The sequence below is a fragment of the Xylanibacter ruminicola genome, from assembly GCF_900107775.1.
Lineage (GTDB): Bacteria > Bacteroidota > Bacteroidia > Bacteroidales > Bacteroidaceae > Prevotella > Prevotella ruminicola_C.
Window position 1 is genome coordinate 110987 of record NZ_FNRF01000004.1, and the last position, 23035, is coordinate 134021.

Genomic DNA, 23035 nt, shown 5'->3' on the forward strand with positions numbered 1-23035 from the left:
AATGACTCAAGAAGAACTTGTAAAGAAATCGAGAGAGGATATCCTTGCTTTATTGCAGGGAATCAATCGACCAGGTGTTGATAATGTAATTAAGTACCTACTGGAGAGTACATACTTTACTGCACGTTGTCATTCACATCACCAGTTCGTTGGTGGCTTGGCAGTACATTCATTAGGAGTATATAAGGAGTTTGAGCAGCTGAATAGCGGTTTACCAGAAGATTCGATTCGTATCGTGTCTTTGTTACATGATGTATGCAAAGCTCATCATCCCAAATACGACCATATTGGTAAAGGTCATCATGGGTTTCGCTCAGTTAAGCTTCTTAGTTCATTAGGGTTTAAATTCAATATTGGCGAATATTATGCCATCGAAAAGCATATGCATCGCATTAAGCATACGCCGGCCGATGGTATATATGGCATTCGTGATATGATACGCCATTATCTTCATCAGGCAGACCATCGCGATGCATGCACATTCCCTAAAGGGTTTGATAGTTATACAACCACAAGAAATTCAAAGTATATCGTCGACACCTATATTTATACTACGTGTAAAGAAGGGAAGGAAGTTTTGATTGACGACCTTCACAATAATCATAGTGAATTCTATTCGGCATTTTATAAACTTATACCTTAAACAACGCATAATCCAAAGTAATATGACAGATTTAAAAATTCGTGATTTAAACTACGACGAGGCAAAAAAGATCTCTCGTACAGATGGCGATTTGCTCGTTACTGAATGGTATCAGAAGGTCAGTCAGATGGAAAAAATTAATAAACCATATCAAAAATTGATTGATAGGTTAAAGCAAGATGCTCCAGAATTGCTGGGAGTCAGCAATGAAGCCCCATTAGAGCCATTAAAAGATTTGCTTGAGAAAATACAGGTTAGTAAACTCGCATATTTTACTGATGATAACCATAAAAAGCTGGTGTGTAAAGAAACTATGCCAGATCGTAAAATCTACACACTTTGGGATCTTCATCAATGGAAGAAGCCAGCCGGGCCAAAGAAAAGATTTATTGATGACTTTATGTATTTTAAAAATCTTCTCGAAAATCAATGTGCCGAATTATTAGAGCGTATTGCAGCTATCGAAAAAGAGTATTATTTACCTGCACATTATAATGAAAATGATAGCCTATATAGTAATATCAGGCAGGCTATGGCAGAGCTTATCGAATTAAAAATCGATGGCAAAGCTGTAAAGTTAGGTAACGATACACTAACTCAAGTTCTTTATAGCCATTTCGTTGAAAAGTTGCCTTGGGCTGACGTTGTTAACAAATTAGGTAATAAGGATTTTTATCTCAAAGATATTGAGAGGTCTTTTGTCTTGAACATGTTGCATGGCAATAAGTTAAATGGCAATATTAGCCTACACAAGAAGATAATCAATAAATTCTTATATTTTGAAGAGAATTGTGTTTTTGAGTCAGAAACCAAAGTGTTATCTGTAACTGGTAATGTTGAACCAGAACTTTTGAGTCTCGCTAAATGCGACATAATAGAATTAAAGGATGGTATCAGGTTTTTCGTTCCTGACAGTAATAAGGGAATCTATAGCGAGGTTTGGAAAAGTATCTGGAATGCTTTAAACAAGAATGCAATCATCCCAGTTCAGCGAGATGATATATTCGACATGGTTGAGGAAGAACTAAGTTCAAGCAATATTTCTTATGATATTAGTTTTATCAATAATATTCTTACATGTGACGAGATTGTTGATCTCCTGCCAAACGACATGATACAGCTTGCGGATAGTTTCTTGGATGATACAAAAAGGGTGGCAAGGCTACTTTATCAAAACGCTCCCAGCCAATATGATAAAAAACATCTGGAGGCGATTTTTAAGGAAAACTATCATCGCATTCCTTCGTGTACATACTCAAGACTATCTGAATTCGGAGTTTCATGTACAGGGCAAATGTGGTACTATGGCACCCCAATGGAGCCAATCAAAAACAAGATTGAAGAGTTCGCCTTAGATAAAAAGCATTTTTACTACGCAGATTTAGAGAAGTATCTCATCAGCGAGAACTATACTATCCCAAAATCTATCAGAAATAAGATAACAGAAATCTGTCAGGTAGACACCAAGGATAATATGCATTTCTGCCACAAAGATTTTGTTGACGATTTTTCCTCAGATTATACATGGCGTAAAACTACAAATACAGGCCTTGCCAATTGGGTACTCAATCAGACAAATAATCTACTACAGGGCAAAGATTCTGTCTTGTTATCCGATGTTATAGATTATATAGAAACGCAAGCAAAGGACACTGAAAATGAATATCGTATCAGAGAACGTTGTAGCAATTATCTAAAACAGTATAGTGGGGACAATCAGCCTTTCCTGATAGATGGTAGTTCGTTGAAACGAAATCCCAAATGTTACGATAGTACGGATTTTGAGACTATTGGTCGGCGAGGCAACTACCCGTTCTATAAGCAAATTCGCTCCTTTATCGCTTACGAAATAAAGAAGGCCCAAGATGGTAAAATGCTCTTGACTGATGTTGTTAGTCTGGCAGAGAAGTCTTTTGGTACGGATAATGTGAATAGAAGGACAGTAGAACGTGCTCTCGAAAATCAGTATCTACAGCCAATAGACATAGAACTGGTTAATGAAAAAGGCAATAAGTATGTTGTTTGGACTGCATCTGATGTTAAGGCCGAACCTACTTATCAGGTTGTTGCTTCTCAGAGTAGCCAGGATGTAGAAGTTGTGAAGCAAGTTGTTGACCCCCAACCTCGTCGCAGCATACAGTACCGTGAAGAAATTGATTGGGGTAAACTATCTACAAGTTTGAAGTCTGAGCTTTATTTCTATGACGTATGGATGGGACGCGAAGGCTATAATATTGATAAAGGTGTTGATAAATTCTTGGCGTTTATAAAGCGATCCTCAAATAAAAATCTTAGTAGAGTGCTTCCTCAAAATCTGTACGAATATTGGTTTGCTGGTACTGATGCTTTTGATCGTGAAAACTATGTTCGTAACCTGTCAATCTTCTATGAGGCATTGTTGGCTGATATGTATTTGCGTAAATATGATAAGAAGATACACAAGAAGGGCTTGTACGATTGGGCCGATGAGTTCGATATGGCACACAAATTGTCTTTCTACAATAACAGCAAGGGATTTGATCGTATATTAACCAACTTGTACCACATGCGCAACAAGTTGGCTCATGGCGATGGCTCATGGCGATGCTATAGAATTAAGTTCGCGCGATACAGCAAACACAATTGCCGACTATGTTGCACTTTACGTTTATACAATAGCCAAGTATTACGATTAGAATTACAGCATATATTATTTCAAGAAAGCGCCCAGTCGTGATGATTCGGCGCTATTGGTTAAAATGCATCTTCAGTTTCCTTCGAAATTTCCCAATACACATCTATTGGGTCAGCAAAATCCGGCTCATTTTTCTTAACCAGATCATTCAGCGCATTAATGGCTGGAACATTAATTTTCTCAAACAGTCCTTCATGTCCATCCCATTTCGAATTCCAATTATTGAGACGGCTCCCGTTGTCAAACCACACATGATACAGTTCCTCATAGAGCTCGTCTTCAAGTTCTATTTCAAACCAATACCTGTGACATACGTTAGCCTCGCCTGCTTCAAGCAGCCAATCAACCCAAAATTTCGCTTTTTCCATATTTTATCTAATCAATACTTGATACAACTTCGTTTTGTTGTATACAAAGTCAGTGGTACCATCCTCAAGTTCCAAAATTAGTTTTTCTAAACCATTTGGGGTCGTTTTTATTTCTTTAACTCTTCCTATTTTCTTGTCAGATTTTCTCATGATAAGGTCGCCAACAATTGCTTTATCATTTGATGATGCAAAATTATCATCCTCATGAGCATTGTCTATATCGACATCATTATCTTCTTTGTTTTTTTCGGTTGTTTCCGTAACCACATCAATCATTTTTGAGTCAAATTGCTCTTCATCTTTAATTTCCTCAATAGTGCTGCCATTTTTTCTGGCTTCATCAAATAAGGCTTTCATCGTAGGATTCTTATAAGTAAGCTTACGTATAGTAAGCTCCGCCGCCTTGTCATTTGCAAGACGGAGGTGGTATTCGGATGACATGAGGTTAGCTTTTACATTTTGTAGCTCTCCAATAGAGTTGTCTATGGCATCGATGGCTTTTTTGAATTTGTCACTGGCCAAACGATAATCTCTTCCAAACTTATTCTTAAAATCATCCAACTTATTTTCAAATGTTGTTATGTCAACAGATAAGCTTTTAGCTTGTATAAGTTCTTTTTGCAAAACCACGTTCTTTTTCGCCATTTGTATTAATAGGGTAATGAGGGGAATAAAGAATTGTGGACGGATTACGTACATCTTAGGATAGCGATGGCTTACGTCTACGATACCACCATTGTAAAGTTCACTGTCTGGCTCCAGGAGCGACACGAGAACAGCATATTCGCATCTTTTCTTGTTGCGATCATCATTCAATTTTTTAAAGAAATCCTCATTCTTGTGCTTTACAGCAGTCGATTCCATCTCATTCTTCATCTCAAACATGATTGAGATATACTCAAATCCATCATCGTAATCTCTAAAGATAAAATCGCCTTTTGAGCCACCAGAAGCATCATTGTCTTTTTCAAAGTATGCACTTGGCAGAACTGAGCGCAAGTTGGCATTATATTGATCACTACAATGGGTCTCAAGCGACTCTCCTATCATTTTTGTGGATAGTCTGGCTCTAAAATCCTTGTATTGCTCAACCATCTCTTGCATCTGTTTCAGTTGTAATTCGTAGGTTTGGCGAATTCCTTGTTCACGACGTAGAGCATCCGTTTTCTCCGATTCAAGTTTGTTTTTCCATGTAGCTATTTCATTCTCTTTCTGAAGAATCACTTCGTTTGCCTTATTCTTTTCTTCCAAAACGGCTACTTGAGTCTGGCTTTTGCTTTGATCTACAGCACCTTGCAAACGTAACAATTCTGCATCTTTCTCTGCGAGTATTCTATCAAATTCGGCTTGCTTATCTTTCGCGATACCCTTCATTTTCTCTTCCAAACGAGCTATCTCCGTGTCCTTCTCTGCAAGTTGCTTTTCGTGCTCCAGTTGCTCTGTCTTTACAGCTCCTTGCGCTTTCTCTTTCAGTTGAGCAATTTCTATTTCCTTGTCTGAAAGAAGCTTTTCAAATTCTGCCTGCTTAGAGATTGCAACACTCTTTACCTGTTCTTCCAAACGGGCAATATCAGCATTACGTTTCTCAATCTCCTGGTCTTTGGCATTCAGTTTTTGTTGGAAAGCCTGTTCAGAGATGAGTTTATCTGACTGTTGTTTCAATTGTTGCTGCTTTTCTATTTCAGCAACACGGCGTCGAATTTCGTCTTCGAACTCTTTCGTTCTTACCTGATTAACTACAGAGGCATAGCTTGCCTCATCAACAGAAAAGACCTTTCCGCATTCAGGACATTTTATTTCGTTCATCTGGGTATACTTTTTAGATTAAATGCGACACTTTAATTTTCTTCCATTTCTTGCCGATGCCCAAAATGTCTGCAGTGTTATCTTTGATAACCAACTCACCTTTTTGCAAACCAGAAATCGCTGCTTTCAGATCAAGGAATTCTTTGCCTGAAACACCAAAGATATCTTTCAGCACACCATCAGAGATGCTTTGCTGCTTCATAATCAGTGGATACTGAGCATTTGCATAGAAATCAAATGACTTGCTCTTAAAATCATCCATATTCTGAGTCGCAAGAATAATGCTCAGTCCCTTATTACGTCCAACAGCAATCAGATTACGAAGAGGACGGTTGTCAAAGCTTAACATATAATGAGCCTCGTCAATAATAGTAAAGTGGCGAATCTCTACATAGTCTTCGCTAACAGCTTGTTTCTCCAGTTTCTCGTAAATATTGTTAAGCTTGGAAATAACAAAATAGACTATTGCTTTGGCTATGGGCCCATCCTTTGGATAAGAGTCCATCTTGACGATAAACGAGTCTTTCACTAAATCGACTTTATCTTCTTCAGCGAATAGATGCGCCCTGTCGAGTTGTTTCAGAACAGATGTTACGCTATCGTCTTTATCTGGATTTGGCATTATATCCTGATACTTCTCCAACATCAGGTGGAATGATATCGGCGCTCCCTTTGTACTCTTATATGCATCACTAATGGCTTCACTTAATCTGTTGCTCATGTTTGCGCTAATCGTTGCCCTGTCAAGAGCACATAGTGCATTAGCCATTTCTGTTGAATACAAATTAATCTCTTGTATTGAACGATCCCTGAAGTCTTTGAAAGGAGTAAAGGGAAGCGGAGACAGAATTGGATCAAGAATACAACTTCTGTTAACCTCAAACAAGTTCAGCCAGTGGTTGTTGGCAGGGTCAGAGAATTCTCCCTTATAGTCGAACAAAAGGAAGTTCACTGGATAAGGCGATTCAATAGATAACAGCCTGAGTTGATTGATAAGTACCGCCAATAAATTGGTTTTACCGGAGCCAGTTGTTCCCGCTACCAAGATCTGCGTGTTTGAAATCTCACGGCTATTGATATCCAATGTGGCCTCCATGTCCTCATCATACTGACCAATAATAAGTTCAAGTTTGGGTATACCACCTGTCCGGTTTCTTCCGTTAGCAGTCTGTGCCATCATAAATGTATCAAGGTTGTCGCCTTGCAACAAGTAGTCTCTTCCACGATACATCTCTGCTGCAATGATTCTGGATACAGTAGGACTGTCTTGCCAGTTTATCTCAAAATCTTTATAGCGCATTTTTAGTAATGCACCAAACAAATCTTTCAGCTCTAAATAAGTGAAGAAGCTGGAAGGGATACGGATACTTGACTTAGAAAGTTGTATTTCTGTCAAACAGTTCAAATCGCGCTGACCAGTTTGGTAAAGTCCAACAATCAGACAGATACGCATTATCTTGTTACCTGTCAACGATACTTTCTTCTCGTCAGCAGCCTGGTGCTGCAAGTTTATGCTTTGCTCGAGTTTTTCTTTTATCTCGTTCAAATTATCTATGATGCCTTCTGCTTGTCGCAGATTATCAAATGAAATGTCCATAGTTCTTTCCTTTATTTATAAAGTGGTATTCCGAAATAACCCTCAGTAACAGTCGTATTCTGCTCCTCAACGTTTCTGATAAGGGTATATGTCTTTGAAATGAAAGGCTCCAGTTTCTGATAGTCGCTCTCTTTACGTATTTCCGATGTCGTACAAAGTAAGATTGTTTGCTCTGCCAGTTCTGGGAAGTACTCTTCCATCAACACGTCACGTCCTTCTTCGTCAATAACACCCATCACAGTATCAATCATTACAGGTGGGTTATAATCACCAAGATTTCTCAATACCTTTAAAAGAACCTGAATGAAAATCTGCTTTGATGCCGCATTGAGCTGATTGAGTGAAATCTCATTTCCTGCAGTATGGTAGATGCGGATAGAGAAATTGTCGAGCTTATCAGATAGCTCCACTCGTCCAATGTGTCCTTTGTACGAAAGCAACATCTTGTCTAACTGTTCTCTTATCTGTTCCTCTATCAAAGCTTTTTTGTTTGCCAAGAGTGTGTTGGCCACATCTTCGAAGAAAGGAACCAGTTTCACCAAAGTATCGTATTTTACATCTGGCTCTTGCTGTATCTGAACGTCATAGCCATGAATATCTCTATCCAACTTCTTGATTTCTTCATTGATTCTTTCTACATCTTTCTTCAGACGTTCCAGTTCGCGTTTCTTTTCTTCATATTCCTTGATGATATTTCCGCTTCCTTGTGTCAATGTACCTTTCAGGCTGTCGCGTTGTATTCTAAGGTTTGGCAATTCTGTAATAGCATCGTCAAGACTTCTGCGTTGACCGTCCAACTGAATAAAGCCATTAACTGCATTCAGTTTTTTTAGAGTCTTTAGGGCTTCAAGGTCTATATCGTCAAGAAACGCATAATTGTCCTCTGCAACAATATCCTGTTGCGTTGCCATAATGTGGCTTGCAACATTCTGTGGATTTACATCCGAAGCTATTAGTGCGAAATCCTTCAGATAGGTAATCACCTTATTGGTAATGTCTTCTATTTCTTCAGCAGAATACCTCTGATCCATAGCCTTTTTCATCTCTTCCTTCGATCTCATAATGGCTTCGATCTCTGGCGACATGCTGGAAGAAAGCCTTGGTAGAAATACATTTAATTCAATGGTATTGATGAAATCCTTGACATTTTCCACATATTCAGCGGCTTTCTTTTCTGTATCCTTTATCGTACTCTCAAGCTGTTGTACCTGTAGGCGGATATGTTCCTGATCTTCTGCCCCCTGTTTGGCTTTGTCATAGGTGGCTTTCATCGAAGTGAGATATTTGTAGAGCACATCCTGATTAGCTTCATTATCTCCCAACTCTTTTTCCAGATTCTTCTTGGTTTCGCAGAGTTTATTGTATTCCTCAATTTCCTGCTGAGCCTTGAGTCTTTGCTTAGAACGTTCTTGAAGCAACTTTTCTGCCGACTTTTTAAGCTGCAGATATTTATTGAACCCCAGCACATTCTGGAAGTTATCACGAATAATCTGTGCAAACACATTATCCTTTAGCAGTTCACTCGATTGCATGGCATCAAACAGGAAATATTGGCTCAGCTCCTGCGGCAGATTTGCCTTTATAATCTTATTTACCTGTTGTTCACTCATAGCTCTCTGGGCTGCAGGTGTAGCGGTACCATAGGTAAATACACTACCATTCATATTTAGATAAACAGACTCGACAGGCTTCTCTGCTTTGTTAAGAATGTATGTTCTACGCAGTATGTACTTTTGCGTCTGATGAAGTACTTGACCTGTAAACACCAATTCCAGTTCTATCTTGGGTTCCGTTTTACCAAATGCACCATTATTTAGAAGTTCTTCAAAATTCTTCTTGTTCTTGATGTTCAGACCATAAAGTGCACCATAGATAGCTTCGAAAAGTGTAGTTTTACCTCCACCATTCAAACCACCTATTAATATAATAGGGCATTCGTCTTCTACTTGCAAATCCAAATCCAGACTCAGATAGGTCTTGAAGTTTGTTGCTTTTATCTTTTGTATCTGCATAATCTCTTTCTCCTATCTTATGTTCTGCAAAGCCTTGTTGATGACACTCTCGGTGGTAGAATCGTCCATTTCAATTCTATCTACTTTCTCCTTATGATACTGGCTGAGCAACTGATCTTTTACCCAGTCGGCATTCAACTCATGCTTTTCGCAGAGTTCTGTTATCACTTCCAAATCAGGTTTTCTGATGCCATATTCCAGAAATGCCCTGTCGAGTCCTTTCTTCATATTGTTAATCTTTAGGGTTCTACATTGATGTCTTCAAGTCGGAGGGCATCCCAGCCTCTAAGGTCCGAAGTATTATCAATATTCATCGTGCTGTAATACCAGTTGTCATTTTGCTCAATGATAACGCCTCCCATCAGCCGTTTGTGATTCTTCTCATTCTCTGTTTTAATATAATCAAGCAAGGCGTTATGCTTCATTGGTGCATTGGGATCGCTGTCTTTCGACTTTGTATCAAACAAGCAAACGGTACCATTCTTCAGTCTGATAATATAGTCTACATAGAAGCAGCGAGGCACACCATCCTTATCTGTATATGGTACAGCAAAGTGCATGTGTCCACTATCAGCATTCTTATACCACCAGTCTATCACTTCGTTGTTCTTATCCAGCATACGGCTGAACTTATATTCGGGCTCCGACACTCTGTTCTCTTCAAAGAAAGGCATCAGGGCGTGATGGTAGATATCTTCACAATGATGACTCACTTCCGAATTGTACATTCGAGTATCAGGCAATTCCCACTTGAACTGTACATATTCCTCCGGGTTACGCTCCTGTTCACGCTTTTCGTAGTCTCTGGCATATACAGCCTCTGCCTTTGCCAGATAAGCTTCGAACTTTGGTTTGTTTAGATAATAGAGCACCACCTTGATGGCATCATTCTGATTGATGCCCAGATACTCTTCGAAGAATTCATAGATAGCCGAACGTATCATCTCGGAACTTTGTCCTGGCTCATAGTCGCCCACGTTCTTCCTGCAAAAATGATAGAACGATAGCAACAATTCATCTTGGGTTCGTGCAAATCGGGCATTCTCTTCAATATTTATACGGCCAACCTCTCCTGTAATTAACAAGTCCTTAGGTATCTTTACCATAATTCTGGCCACATCAGTACGTACACCATGCCTGTTAGCCTTACGCTTGTTTTCGGTGAAGGTGAACTCTGTTTCTTCTTCTGATTTTTCTTCACCACTTCCAAGATCATCCCAGCCTCCATCAGCTCCAAACAGCTCTGTCTGTGGCAAATCCCATTCTTCTGAAACCACACGTTTAAAAAATTCTTTGAACGGCGACATCAGTACATGTGGAGTCTTGCGACGGTTCTGATAGACTGCGTTCAACTCAATACGTCTCACATCTTCACGCTTCTTGGCATATAGGGTTGAGATATAGTTCATATCATCAGCAACAATCTCAATCATGTCGGCACTCAGGTTTGTATATACGTAGCCATAGTTCAAGGCCTCATTCTGATAATGGTGTTGCTGTGGCATACGTAGTATGCGGCCAACAGTCTGAGCTGTAAAGGTTTTACTCTTGATATCTCTATAAATAAGGAGAACAGAGGCTCTGGGGCAGTCCCACCCTAATGCAATTGCCTGTTTAAAGAGTAGAACTTCAACCATGTTATTGCTCTTCTCTATCTCGTGCAGATTTTCGTGGCGATCACTCAGCCATACAGCCAATTTGCCATTGGCCACATTGATATCCTTGTTAACGTCCAGATACTGCTCAATCTCCTTTACCAGCGTCCTCTCTTCTGTATCCAGCGTATCTTTTGAGTCGTTGGGCAGCTGAATCAGCAATAGTGGGTTGATGTCATACTCCCTATAGGCTCTTGCCAGGTTGTTTCTCCGCTCCAAGGCTTGCTCCAGCAGTTGCTCGTCCATTTTGATTTCGTTCGAGCCTTTCAACTGGGGGTTCAGTTCTATGCCCTTCTTAATCATCTCCTCAGCAATGACCTTTTGTCTGGGCACCTCAATTGTTGGACAGCCGCCAGTGATGGGGGTTGCCGAAACGCGTAACTCAATCTTGGGGTTGATGTTCTGCAATACCAGCTCGCTCTTTTTGGCATTCTTGCCACCAAACATATGCTCCTCGTCTATCACAACGATAATGGGGAATCCGTTCTGTTGGGTGCGACGTGTCAGTTGGTACAGATTGCGATTTTGCTCGTTATCGCGTATCAGCACGGCATTCTCCTTGTTGATACTCTCCCAGTTCAGGAATAGCACCTGGCCTGGACGCAAGCCTTCTGCAGGGTTTGCTTCGTCGAACATCACTGGACGCAGAGAACGAGTTTCGCTAAAGAAGTTGCGGAACGACATGTAACTTTGTATATGTAGCTTGTTGGGGGCAATCCAGATATAGGCACAGTCCATAAATTTTGCCTCCAAATCTCTCTTTAGCTCATCAAGCAATGCAGAGGTCATCACTGTTTTTCCGCTGCCGGTTGGCGCTTTAAAAACAATCTTCTGGCGCATACTGTCCAAACTGAGCATATCCATCATGCGCTCTTTCAGCTGCTTGATGGCAGATTTCTGATAGTCTTTCAGTTCAATCATATCTTAGTCCTCATTCTTTTCATTATTCTCGGCCTCAATAGCTTCGGCCATCATCTCTTTCTGTTCGTCACTGGTCAGCTCGGTATCGTCAACCTTTGTCACGTCCTGATCTGGTAGCACATCTTTTATGGCTCTATGATAGGCGTATGGCATTGGTATCAACGACACTTTATCTATCACGCTCGCAAAATCATCTGCGTATGGATAGGCACCATCTGCAAAAATGTAAATTTTCAGCGGCTGATCCTTTATATCCATCTTTTCTATTTCCTTCGTTATGAAAGGTATAACTCGTGTATCATATACCATTAGCATTCCACGGCCGGTCTCTGCAAAGTAGCGAAGCATTTGCTCCTTTCCTGATAACGACAGGGCTCCGAACTGATTTTGTTCTCTGTAAATGCCTTCTTTAATGCAAAGCGCATCTTTCAAGTTCATTGCCAGATCTCGGTTGCTCTGGTGGCTCTGCTTACGCTCTTTAAAATCTACTTTGTAATAACGCAGATTATTCGCCTTCAATCCTTCAACATAGTTACCTTTCGGAGTCTTATACCCCTCGATTACTCGTTTGTTTCGCTCATAGGTAACATTCTCGCAAATGCCATTCTCGTTGTTAGTCACAAGAATACATTGACGATGACCTCCATCTTCAGCATTAAGTTGCATAGTTGCATGCATGGTAGTTCCAGAACCAGCGAAGAAATCTAAGATAGTGAGATCATTCTTACCTATGAGAAACATTATTCTTTTAATGAGTTCCACTGGCTTGGGATTTGAGAATACCTTCTCACCATTAAAAATAGATTGGAGTAATTGGGTGCCATTTGTTGTCGTTTCAATATCATTCCATATACTTGTGGGCGTTTCTCCCTTGGCCATAGCAAAATCCAGGAAACGTTTCAATTGGGGTTTTGATGTTCCCTTCTTTCCAAATACAATTCTGTTATCTGCAAGGAATTCTTTATATTGTTCTTCTGTTGTTCTCCAACATCTACCTTTTGGAGGCCAATATTCTTCTCCTGTATTGGGGTTGATAATAGCATAAGTAAGATTTGGTCTTAAATTTGGTGCATCAAAAGGATCTGCTACCCATGGTCCGCGAGGATCATTATCTCTATTCTCAAAATCATCGGTATTTGCAGGTAACCTAAACTCTTCTTTATCCCAAAGGTCAATATTCTTTGCATAAACAAGAGTATAATTGTGGTTCTGAGATACAAAAGTGTCACTTGAAACAGATTTACGTGATTGCCAAATAATGTCAGAGACCTTGTTCTTATTCATAAAGATCTCGTCGCACAGGAGTTTAAGTTGTGCATCTTCATTATCATCAATAGAAATGAAAATCATTCCTCTTGGTGAAAGTAATTCTTTTGCAATCCTTAGTCTTTTATCCATGAAGGATAGCCATTTGCTATGCTTAAATGAATCCTCTGAGTCAACATATGAATCATTATATGTAAAATCTTTATGCCCAGTGTTATATGGTGGATCGATGTATATTACATCTATCATTCCCCCGTGTGTATAGGTCAAAGCAACAAGTGTTTGAAGATTCTCACCTTCAATCAGAATATGGTTGGGATAGTGCTCAGACTCTGTATCATTTACAATTTGGCGATCCTTAACCTCACGAAGAATCGGCAATTGAGTCTTCAGTTGTTCGAAAGCATCTTCTGTCGAGTCCTCCCACACCAGTCCATAGGTCTTTTTCTCGTTAAGCAATCCGAGCAAGGCCGACTTGTCGTCATTGCTCAGACCTTCAGCCTCACGGATCTTTCTGATTAGTTCTTCTTTATCAAACTTCATAATATGATGTTTTTAGTTGTTTTCTTCTTCAAATAATTCAAATTCCTCTACGTCCTCATCAGATTCTGGCATCTGAATGACCTCCTTCTTTTCATTTGCACAGCACACATTCTGGATAGTTGTTAGTATGGCAGTTCCGCGTAATGAAACGAACTCTTTAAAATTATCAGCCTTTGCAGCAGCAAATGCCTTTTCATCGATGAAATGTGTGAGCAGGCATTTCAAAATGTCAGAATTATCTTGTTCGTAATTCTTCAAATAAACGCTGGGAAACTTCGCACTAATCTGCTGATTCAAGCGTTTTGTAATAAAGGCAAAGTTCAGCACAGAGTTAGCTTCGTCCTGTGAAATACCTAATTTATTCCGCAAAGCATAAGGGAAGAAATGATGATTCTCCTTAGAATTGGAACGCGAAGCATTGGTCTTGTCCAGTGTTACGATAGCCCCATTATCAAAGTCCAATGGTCCATTCAAAGCCATCAGGCAGAGAATACCATTCTTAATAACAGAACGCAAGTTCATTCTTACTCGCAACAAATCGTCAACTGTTAACTTTACAGAGAAAAGCCTTGGTGAACGCTCACCCTTTGTTAAGGCATTAATCCACAATACGTCTTCGTTCATACGGGTTAACGTAGAGCTGGAATAGCGTTGTGAGAAAGTAACCGTCCAGAACCAGCCTGCAATCAGATTCTTTACCTCTGCATTGATGTATTTCTCGCCAGAAAGGAAGAAATAATGCTGGATAACTGCCAATATGCTGTTATAAGGAATGATGGATATTTGTTGTACTCCCAGGTTCTTCACAAAATCAATTGCAAGTCGGATACATTCCGTTGTCTTCTTCCAGTTGGCCTTACATTTTTCATATGTAAGATTCAACTGGTGTCTGTTCGTACAGTCGCCTGAGACATTAAGTGCAAGTGACTGAGTGAATATTTCAGAATCTAAAGTACCAAAAATCTTAATGACAGGATCGCTATTAAATTCTGCTATCTTATTTCGCAAATCAAAATCCTCCGACCATACAGATGCATGAACAAGGTCAAACAGCGAGAGCCTCTTTCCTCCTTGATTGATTCGCTCAAAGATGGTAACAACCTCATCCAGCTCCATATTCATCGATTTGATGATGCTTACTGGATAGTTGATCAGCAATTCATGGCAATCTTTGATGATATTACCAAACTCTATTCTGCCAGAACCGTAATACTCCTGCAACAAGTTTCCGTATTCCTGATCATTATAGATTTTCCAAACTGGAATGTTGTTTTGCTCAGTCTTAAGTTTGGGTACTTTGAATACTCGTTGGTCAAGATTAAAGCAAATCTTACCATATTCCACCTCGTTCAATGTCTTACCTCGCAAAGCTACATACAAAGAAGTTATGCGCTGCTGCCCATCAAGGATGAAAGAAAATTTACTGGCCTCAGGTTTCTTTGGGAATCCCAAATCTGTAATATCCCTACAAAACCCATCCATCTTCATGTCCGTATCCCAAAGGAAGAAAGATCCAATAGGATATTGCTTGTATATGCTGTTTAACAGACTCACAATCTTTGTACGCTCCCAAACATAAGCTCTCTGGAATCTGGGAATGCGCATATTGCCATTCTCCAGCTCCTGAAAGATACGTGGTAGTGTCCAATTATTGATAATCTCTATTTTTTGTCCCATTATTCATATTTTATTTGCCCACAAAGATAGTAAAATAAATCCTAAATAAGGTCGACAAAACCAAAAAACTGGCAAAAAACAGCATTTTTAATCGTTTTTGCTATCTTTTTGAATCAAAACAATGATCATTACATTACTAATGTTGAGAAATTCCCGACTTGGGAATAAATTATTCCCTCGTTGGGAACAAAACATTCCTAAACTGGGAATGAGATACATACAACAATGCTGACTATTTCAGATATTTATCTGCATATTCTTTAGCATACTTCTTCAACTCATCGCCTTCAAGTATCCGGATGTGTTCAGCCAAGCCAATGTAGAAGCGTCCTATACCTACCATGCTACAGACTTCGGTAGTGAAGTACCAGATATTTTCGTCCCCCTTATGTCCAGTAATAAAGTCTTTTGCACGGGGAAATTCCTCTACGAGTAAGTTCTTGGCCATCAAGTCAAGTTGTAGCGATATGCGTGTGGTTGTGTCACCATTCATGTGGAACACATCCACCTTTACATCCTTATGAAAATTGGTGCGATGCCATGGTTCGTCGGCCTTTATCTCGACATAGCCTATGCGATTGATGCTGAACACACGAGTGCACATCTTATCGAGATCGAAACAGATAACAAGTCCATCTTCTGGGCGGATATCATAGGCTTCTACATGACGATCGCTCACGCTTCCGCCATTGTTAGATGCATAGTTGTGCAGAACCACACAACGTTTCTGAGTGCAAGCATGTTGCAGCATAGATATGGCAGCTGCGCGTCCTTTGTTTGTAAACACCTTACGGTCGATAAGTTCCTGACGCATTTCCTCGGGCATTGTTCTCGATTCTGCATTCACACGCAGATAGGCAGTACCATTGAGTTCAACCACTCGATATGGATGAGGTTCAACATGTATGCCTACCACTTTGTTATCATATAGGGCTTCGATACGCAGATAAGGTAGCGCATCAACACCAAAGTGTTTAGATGCCACGTCTTGTACATAACGCATATATGCATCGATGCTCTGAGTTTTAAGATAGGTCATATCGCTGTTAATGCCCACTACATAACCCTGATCGTTAACTCCTAAATAAAGTGTGCCACCAGTAGTGCTATTGAGGAAGGCACAGATGCCTCTCATCACATTCATATTCTGAGCATATTCGTCGGGTTGCATATTGTTATCAGGCGGATAAACGATAGAAGTTTTGAACTCAAGTGTACCACTCTCCACACCAAGATAGGTACCCTTGTCGGCCTCAAGGTCAGCATCATTCTCGGTTTCGATAGATAGAGTGCGGATAATCTCGCGCCGAATCACGTTGAGTGCAGAGCCCGATAGGGTGTCCTGCATAGAGTTGGCAGTCTGGATAAGTCGGGCCAATCGAGCCAACTGGGGCATATCTTCTTCGAAATCGCTAATGGTCTTTGCCAATTTTTCTGAGTTATCCTTACGCCCATATTCCTTTAACAGGTCAACTATTGACAAGCGTATCAGAGTAGCTTTTGCATCAAGATATTCTGCATCAGGTTCAAGTGTTATGGCGTTAATCTTCTCGCCATTAACAAACTGAATGAGTGCACGCAGGTAGGTACGGGCAAAGCTGATATATGATGATGTTAGTTCGTCGCCTACCATCTCAGCCATCACATTGGCATTGGCCAAGCAACGGAATCGGTCAGATGGTTTCAGGAGTGATTTTTGATACTCATAGAGCAAACGAGACAACAGGCGGAGTAGTACCGGACTGAGTTCTGCTGTATCTTCTTCGGGGCGCTGATAAACAGGAGGCTCGGTTTGCTCAGCAAATGCACGGATACAGTCGTGACGGGCGGCTTTCTCGTCGAAGGTATCGTTGAGGTTCCGGGATTTATCTTCGCGAACGTAACCAATCATCATACCATATGCCTTGCCTGTGCAGTACTCCTTAATAGAAATGAAGGCAAAATCGCCATGACGATATTCGCCAGTGTTGTCAGTACGTACCGCCACACCGCTCTCTGTGAGCCAGGCATAAGATCTTGGTTGTTCATCAATCAGGGTTGCCAGCATGTAGCTGTTATCGTCATCCATCGTCTCGCGGGTATCTTCTACAAAGAAACGTACAAGCTGCTCCTCGATATTGAATTCGCCGTGGAATGGATCGCTGATGGTGGCAGTTAGATAATCGCCGATGTGGAAGTCTTTGTAGAGTTCGTCAGTATAATAGTATACCAAACTACGCCGAACGTATTTGATTACACCCTCAACCTTTTGATAATCAGGATCGATGGTTTCAACATGTACAACGCGGTCGATGCTTGTTACGCGTACGATGGCTTCGTCGCCAAAATCGTAAACTTTCATGGGCTTACGTTGAACTGATTTGTCCTGGGTTTTGAATTGGGCCAGAATAAAGTCCTTGGTGTATTCGTCCATGTCGACAACACTATCCGACAGGCTCTGTTTGAGTTTCTTGTCGGATGAGGTACGGAGTGTTATGCCAAGTCCCGTATCGAGCGAGTTTGCTCCTTCCTTAACAAGCTTTTTCGAGTCAGCCTTGTTGTCGTGAGTAAGCATTAACGCATCTGCTGTAAGCATGGCAGTACCATACTTACTGAATGTTTGCGGTTTGGATATCAGAGTATCGAACTTGGCTTGCTTGCAGGCATTGTGTACAAAGAGCTCTGTGCCGAGCTTTTCCAGGTCATTCCATCCGAAACCGAGATTGGTAACCTTCTCGAAGCGTATACGCTGCATGATGGTTTTCACTATCAGATCGCTGAGTCGAGGATTCATCTGGCGCAACTCGTTCATAAAGGCTACGTATGCAGGCAGAGCCAGTTGATGGTTGCCGTCGGCCAGCAGATAGGTGGCCAGCATGCTAACATTAGCAGCCAACTGTTGACGTTCCTGCTCGTCGGCATATACAGGACGTTCCGAAAGATCGCGCAACAAATCGCTAACGCGTTCGCGGAAGAGTTCTATAGTAGTATTATAGAATGCATCTTTAGTACCATGCTCTGCACAGTCGCGCAGATATGACTGTAACTTGGCGAAGTTATCGTCAATATACTCCTTTTTCAAGTCGAGCCATAGAGGCGTCTTATCTGTTGTAGCCATGTCACTTATTGTTTTTATCCAATTTATGTTACTTTACAATCGTAAAACAAATGAATTAACGCTCAAAAGCAATCAGGGTTTTCTTCTTGTTCATCAATTTGCCATCAACGTAGGAGAACAACTTGCAAGAGTCACGAACAATTAATTGTTTAATATACTGGTTATTTTTAGCAGCATTAATATGACGACGCTGAACATCATCAGGGAGTACCAGTGTGGCCACTTTGATACTGGAGATAAATCTCAGTAGAATGTCAACCTCACGTGTACCACTATTTCCATAAACCGGCCCAGAATGGCTCATTCCCAAAAACTGAGACCATTCTTCCATCTCTGAGCCAAAAGTAGCTTCTGACACATCTAAATAGTCATATATGCGGGAGGACATGGTCTCAATATCTTCAAGATGGAAGTCGCCCGTGATTTTTGTTTTCTTCCCGAGTTTCAAGGCATACCCCTTCTCATCAACACTTACCTCCGCTATCAATTCTGAATCAGCATCAGCACCAGATTCCAACTCTTTAAGAGAATAAACATCGAACTTTTCAATGGCAGTTCCTTTAAATCCAAATATGAACAACTGCTCAGGAACATAAACTTTACATTTCTTCTTATCTATATCATCAAAGGTGTTCCAATTGAGGTCGATAAGATTACAAAGAAGTTTCATGGTGGCAAGTCCCTTGCATCCATCGAAGATGTTTTGACCTATTTCAGTAACACTCTCTGGGATGGTAATCGACTGAAGCCTTCCACATCCCTTGAATGCGTAATCAGAAATCCTTTTAACGCCATCAGGAATCACATATTCCTGTATTTGGGCTTTACGAGGCATTTTTATCAGTTCCGTACCATCCTTATCATAGAGAACTCCATCCTTCACCTGATACAACTTGAATTTCTCACCAACAATGATACTATCCAAATTAACCAGGTCATTACTAAAAATATTAACAGGGAAAGATTCCATAGCATCATTTAGCCTTATACTCTCGATGCCAATACATTTGTGGAAAGCATCTTTAGATACCGATAAAACACTATCAGGAATTCTGAAGTCTTTGATGTTTGAGCTACTTGGGACGCTAATGAGCTCTGTCATGTCCTTATTATACAGCGCCCCTTCAAAAGAAGCATAATAAGGATTTGCAGGGTCTACTATTATCATCGACAACTGGTCACAGCCCCTAAAGGCATTTGGGTCAATCTTCTTCACGCTTGATGGTATGAATATCTCTGGAATCGACACTTTTTCAAAAATTCCAAACCCAAGCCTTCTGACTCCCTCTGGTAAAATCTTACTGGTTACTGAACTACACTCTGCAAATGCAAAATTCTGTATCTCACGAAGACTACTTGGAAGGGACAGTTCTTTTAGGCTACGACATTTCCTAAACGCCCCAATCTCTATAGTTTCTATTGTCTCTGGAAACGAAATGTGTTCAAGAGAACAACAATCCTCAAATGCATGTTTGCCTATAATGCAAACTCCCTCTGGAATATCAAGACAGATTAAATATTGCTTATAAACATCTTTTACTTGTATGAGAGTCTTACCATCAGGACTAAGCTCGACCATATCTATTGGGGAGATTCCAGTTTCTTCTTGCTTCTCTTCTTGAATATTGGGGAATATAGCAAAAGCTGGATGTTTCCTATAATCATCAGCACACCCTTTTGGTACATATAGGGTACAGAGTGATGTATACACCCCATGAAATGCATTTTTGTCAACAGGTGCTCCCTTAATATCTTGTATGTGAATATGGATGGCAGTCAGAGATGGACACTTCGAGATTATATTCTCTGCTAAATCAGCATAATTTGGAATATACAGCTCTTTGAGATTCTTACAATTAGTGAATACCCCATTACCTAAACTGGTAATTGTGGAAGGAATGGTGAACGTTTCATCGGGATGTGCGGAGGGATAGCATATAATTTTACACATATCCTTACTATACAACACTCCGTTAACAGAAACGTAGTCTTTGTTATTGGGATCCACTTCTATTCTTTCCAATGAATCACATCCATCGAAACCACCAACTATTACAGATACATTTCGAGGTAACGAGATTCTGCGTAATGCCGAACAGCCATCAAAAGCTTTCATGAGAATAAACGAGAGACTCTCTGGAAGTGTTATTTCCTCAAGAGAACTACAACCAGAAAGGAAAAAGAATGGTATTTCTGTAGTACCTTCTGGAATGTTGATCTTCCTAAGATTTTTGCAATCTTCGAATGTATAATCATTAAATTTAGTAATGCTACTTGGTATGACTATACTTTGAATTGTCTGGCATCCCCTGAAAGCACCTTTCTCAATCTTTTTCACCTTCTTATCTATGACAAGATCAGAAATCTTAACCTTTGCAGGCACCATGTAAAGGATACTTTTCCTACTGTTATAGATGATGCCATCAACAGAGCAATACTTACTATTGGCTGGCGAGATAATAAACTCCTCCAACTGTTTGCAGTCAATGAATCCCGTCAAAGCAATTGAAGTAACATACTCTTGTATAGTTACTCTTCGAAGGGATGTACATCCTGTGAAGACATTGGCATCAATCGAAGTAAGGTTTTGTGGTAAAACGATTTCCTTCAGTGACGAACAATCCATAAAGGCACTTGCCCCTATAGTTTCTACTGATTCAGGTATCTTAACTGCCTTAAGCCTCTTGCATCCCTTGAAAGAATTAGGTTTGATTGAAACTACGCCGTCAGGGATGACAATTTCAGTCACCTCATTGTCGACGACACCATATACTTGGTTCAACCCGTTTATCTTTAGTTTTGTATCCATAGGGCCTTTTAAAGTAATTATTATATTCTAAGTTTAAAATTTAGATACAAAGATATAAACAAATGTGCATATAATGCTATTTCTATAACATTTATTAATCAGAAATGATGGTTCTGGTGGTAAAATCAGAGTAAACTATGATTTGAACTCCTTTTTCGTTGGGGCGACAGGGACGACCAGATAGGTTGTAACGAGCTACTTCATTGACATCACCATCAGAGTAATCCCTTTCAACAGTCCTAACAGCAGACGTTGTGCTCTCTCCATAGTAGATGCCTTGGAGGGAGGTACAACCTGCGAAGGCATCCTCACCAATAAAACTTACTGTTTCTGGAAGGAATATTTCTTGGAGATAGGCGGCTCCTTCGAAGGCTCCACGGGCTATTCGACGGCAGTTTGCGTGAACAGTATAGGTAGTGCTCCGACTACCTGCTGGATAGCGTACCAGGATCCAGTCCTTGGTTCCCTCATAGCCGACAGCATAGAGCACGCCATCGATGGTTTTGTACTTGTTCATGTAGGTGCCGTTGATGTAACCTGACGTAAACTTGTCAACCTTCTCAATCTCTTGGGCTTTGATTGCTGTACTCATAATCAGAGTGAACAGCAGAAACATAATTCTCATCATCTCCGCACTTATTTACGCTTAGCTAATGTATAATGTCCAAAGGAATCTCTCAGATATAATTCAGGGAACAAATACCCCTCGATAGTCAAGGAGATATTGCTCCCGCTTCTGGAGAATCGCAGAGTATTGCCATAGTAGGCATAGTTGTAGGTCTCTGTGTACCACTCGGTGTCATTGGGCTTGTCCATAGTGATATCGGCTCTGCCATCAGACATAAACAGAATCTGCTTAAACTCCACACCACCAATAACCATAGGGTAATAGCACTGCCAGGTACCAAGTAACACATCAGCATAGAACACATCGCCAGCGATATTGGTTTTACGCTGCTGAGCACGGTTCAATTCATCCTGATAAGGGCATTCACATGATACCAATATCAAGGCGAATAGGGTAAAAAGTAGTTTCGTCATTCTCATATTATTTATCTCTTACAACAATTATTCCACCTTTTCCAAAGATAGTATCACCAATTTTACGGACTGAACGAGGAATGGAAAGTTCAAGGTAGTTACGGCAAGACAGGAATGCGAATTCCTCAATCTCCTCTACCCCATCAGGCACTTCATAATGGTCTGCGTCAAAGGTGTAACGGCAAAACTTCAGTACCTTACCATCTTCAGAATATGCAACACCCATATTATCAACGATGTAAGGTTCCTCCTCCACATCGTAATCATCTTCATCAGGAGTCCCATCGTAATGAGTGTCCCACTTTTTAATCATTAAGCCCTTTGGATATTCCTTCAATGTGTTTTCGTCGAACATCATATACATAGGGATGTCCAGCTTCTGCAAGTTTGAGCAATGGCGGGCAGCCATTGGTGAGATGCAGAATGTTCCCTCCTTGATAGCATAATGCTCCACATCGGGTATTTGCAAGATATATGATCCCGAAGGGGAATAGATAGCATCCTTCTCTGTCAGACTTGCATCGACTGGACACATGATGGACTCCAGATTGACAGACTGGTAATCAAGGGCATGTATGAGCGAAGCCATATCGTACAGATCGGTAGCACGGAAACACACTCGTGGAGTACTATTCGTTGTATCCACTACAAAGCCATAGAGTTCATAGAAATTTTCGCACTCCTCGCGGAACAACTTCAATCGTTCAGGAGTAGGGTTGTCAATGGTATAGGAGAGTTCGATGAGAGTAACCTCACCGTTAAGCAACTCATAAGAGAGTTGAGGACACACCTGAATATCCCCACCATAGTCTTGACGGTAACACACAACGAGCTTAAAGTCCACTCTATCGTGAATTGCTTCTGTAGTCCAGGGGGCATCATGCCTCCCGTCCAAGAGTCCTTTGGTACTAATAATTTTCTTCATA

Annotated in this window: 15 protein-coding genes; 2 read left to right on the forward strand and 13 right to left on the reverse strand. The window is 40.6% G+C overall.

The genetic code is table 11. The features are described 5' to 3' along the window. Position 1: 1 nt before the first annotated feature. Positions 2-643, forward strand: coding sequence for a hypothetical protein (locus BLU97_RS10810; protein ID WP_074761586.1), 642 nt, complete (start codon positions 2-4; stop codon positions 641-643). 22 nt (positions 644-665) lie between these two features. Then, positions 666-3359, forward strand: a complete 2694-nt coding sequence (locus BLU97_RS10815) for a hypothetical protein (RefSeq protein WP_074761587.1) — start codon at positions 666-668, stop codon at positions 3357-3359. 17 nt (positions 3360-3376) lie between these two features. Here the strand turns inward: BLU97_RS10815 and BLU97_RS10820 are convergent, their stop codons facing one another. The 13 genes from BLU97_RS10820 to BLU97_RS10880 form a co-directional block, all read right to left on the reverse strand. Then, positions 3377-3685 (reverse strand): hypothetical protein, encoded by a 309-nt coding sequence (locus BLU97_RS10820; RefSeq protein WP_074761588.1) that lies wholly within the window; start codon positions 3683-3685, stop codon positions 3377-3379. A gap of 3 nt (positions 3686-3688) precedes the next feature. Further along, positions 3689-5491: a DUF2130 domain-containing protein gene (locus BLU97_RS10825; RefSeq protein ID WP_074761589.1), complete on the reverse strand. Its 1803-nt coding sequence runs from the start codon at positions 5489-5491 to the stop codon at positions 3689-3691. 13 nt (positions 5492-5504) lie between these two features. Beyond that, positions 5505-7088: an ATP-binding protein gene (locus BLU97_RS10830; RefSeq protein ID WP_074761590.1), complete on the reverse strand. Its 1584-nt coding sequence runs from the start codon at positions 7086-7088 to the stop codon at positions 5505-5507. An 11-nt stretch (positions 7089-7099) separates the two neighbouring features. After that, positions 7100-9100 (reverse strand): AAA family ATPase, encoded by a 2001-nt coding sequence (locus BLU97_RS10835; protein ID WP_074761591.1) that lies wholly within the window; start codon positions 9098-9100, stop codon positions 7100-7102. A 12-nt stretch (positions 9101-9112) separates the two neighbouring features. After that, entirely contained in the window at positions 9113-9328 is a 216-nt protein-coding gene (locus BLU97_RS10840; protein WP_074761592.1) for a DNA modification system-associated small protein, read from the reverse strand. 11 nt (positions 9329-9339) lie between these two features. Beyond that, a complete protein-coding gene (locus tag BLU97_RS10845) occupies positions 9340-11676 on the reverse strand; it encodes a DEAD/DEAH box helicase family protein (RefSeq protein WP_081352985.1) in 2337 nt (778 codons plus the stop codon). Between the two features lie 3 nt (positions 11677-11679). Next, positions 11680-13485 carry a site-specific DNA-methyltransferase gene (locus BLU97_RS10850; RefSeq protein WP_074761593.1) on the reverse strand — a complete coding sequence of 602 codons (1806 nt, stop codon included), beginning with the start codon at positions 13483-13485 and terminating at the stop codon, positions 11680-11682. A gap of 12 nt (positions 13486-13497) precedes the next feature. After that, complete coding sequence (locus tag BLU97_RS10855; protein WP_074761594.1) at positions 13498-15162, reverse strand: DUF262 domain-containing protein; 1665 nt, start codon at positions 15160-15162, stop codon at positions 13498-13500. A gap of 232 nt (positions 15163-15394) precedes the next feature. Then, positions 15395-18259 (reverse strand): RNA-binding domain-containing protein, encoded by a 2865-nt coding sequence (locus BLU97_RS10860; RefSeq protein ID WP_074761595.1) that lies wholly within the window; start codon positions 18257-18259, stop codon positions 15395-15397. 55 nt (positions 18260-18314) lie between these two features. Then, complete coding sequence (locus tag BLU97_RS10865; RefSeq protein WP_074761596.1) at positions 18315-21068, reverse strand: leucine-rich repeat domain-containing protein; 2754 nt, start codon at positions 21066-21068, stop codon at positions 18315-18317. 94 nt (positions 21069-21162) lie between these two features. Then, positions 21163-21696, reverse strand: coding sequence for a leucine-rich repeat protein (locus BLU97_RS10870; RefSeq protein ID WP_074761597.1), 534 nt, complete (start codon positions 21694-21696; stop codon positions 21163-21165). 8 nt (positions 21697-21704) lie between these two features. After that, entirely contained in the window at positions 21705-22109 is a 405-nt protein-coding gene (locus BLU97_RS10875; protein ID WP_139209009.1) for a hypothetical protein, read from the reverse strand. Positions 22110-22116: 7 nt separating this feature from the next. Further along, positions 22117-23034 (reverse strand): leucine-rich repeat protein, encoded by a 918-nt coding sequence (locus tag BLU97_RS10880; RefSeq protein ID WP_074761599.1) that lies wholly within the window; start codon positions 23032-23034, stop codon positions 22117-22119. Between the last annotated feature and the right edge of the window lies 1 nt (position 23035).

Excerpts from the sequence above, each read along its gene's own strand:
- BLU97_RS10810 (WP_074761586.1), top strand. The coding sequence starts at position 2 with ATGACTCAAGAAGAACTTGTAAAGAAATCGAGAGAGGATATCCTTGCT.
- BLU97_RS10815 (WP_074761587.1), top strand. The coding sequence starts at position 666 with ATGACAGATTTAAAAATTCGTGATTTAAACTACGACGAGGCAAAAAAG.
- BLU97_RS10820 (WP_074761588.1), bottom strand. The coding sequence starts at position 3,685 with ATGGAAAAAGCGAAATTTTGGGTTGATTGGCTGCTTGAAGCAGGCGAG.
- BLU97_RS10825 (WP_074761589.1), bottom strand. The coding sequence starts at position 5,491 with ATGAACGAAATAAAATGTCCTGAATGCGGAAAGGTCTTTTCTGTTGAT.
- BLU97_RS10830 (WP_074761590.1), bottom strand. The coding sequence starts at position 7,088 with ATGGACATTTCATTTGATAATCTGCGACAAGCAGAAGGCATCATAGAT.
- BLU97_RS10835 (WP_074761591.1), bottom strand. The coding sequence starts at position 9,100 with ATGCAGATACAAAAGATAAAAGCAACAAACTTCAAGACCTATCTGAGT.
- BLU97_RS10840 (WP_074761592.1), bottom strand. The coding sequence starts at position 9,328 with ATGAAGAAAGGACTCGACAGGGCATTTCTGGAATATGGCATCAGAAAA.
- BLU97_RS10845 (WP_081352985.1), bottom strand. The coding sequence starts at position 11,676 with ATGATTGAACTGAAAGACTATCAGAAATCTGCCATCAAGCAGCTGAAA.
- BLU97_RS10850 (WP_074761593.1), bottom strand. The coding sequence starts at position 13,485 with ATGAAGTTTGATAAAGAAGAACTAATCAGAAAGATCCGTGAGGCTGAA.
- BLU97_RS10855 (WP_074761594.1), bottom strand. The coding sequence starts at position 15,162 with ATGGGACAAAAAATAGAGATTATCAATAATTGGACACTACCACGTATC.
- BLU97_RS10860 (WP_074761595.1), bottom strand. The coding sequence starts at position 18,259 with ATGGCTACAACAGATAAGACGCCTCTATGGCTCGACTTGAAAAAGGAG.
- BLU97_RS10865 (WP_074761596.1), bottom strand. The coding sequence starts at position 21,068 with ATGGATACAAAACTAAAGATAAACGGGTTGAACCAAGTATATGGTGTC.
- BLU97_RS10870 (WP_074761597.1), bottom strand. The coding sequence starts at position 21,696 with ATGATGAGAATTATGTTTCTGCTGTTCACTCTGATTATGAGTACAGCA.
- BLU97_RS10875 (WP_139209009.1), bottom strand. The coding sequence starts at position 22,109 with ATGACGAAACTACTTTTTACCCTATTCGCCTTGATATTGGTATCATGT.
- BLU97_RS10880 (WP_074761599.1), bottom strand. The coding sequence starts at position 23,034 with ATGAAGAAAATTATTAGTACCAAAGGACTCTTGGACGGGAGGCATGAT.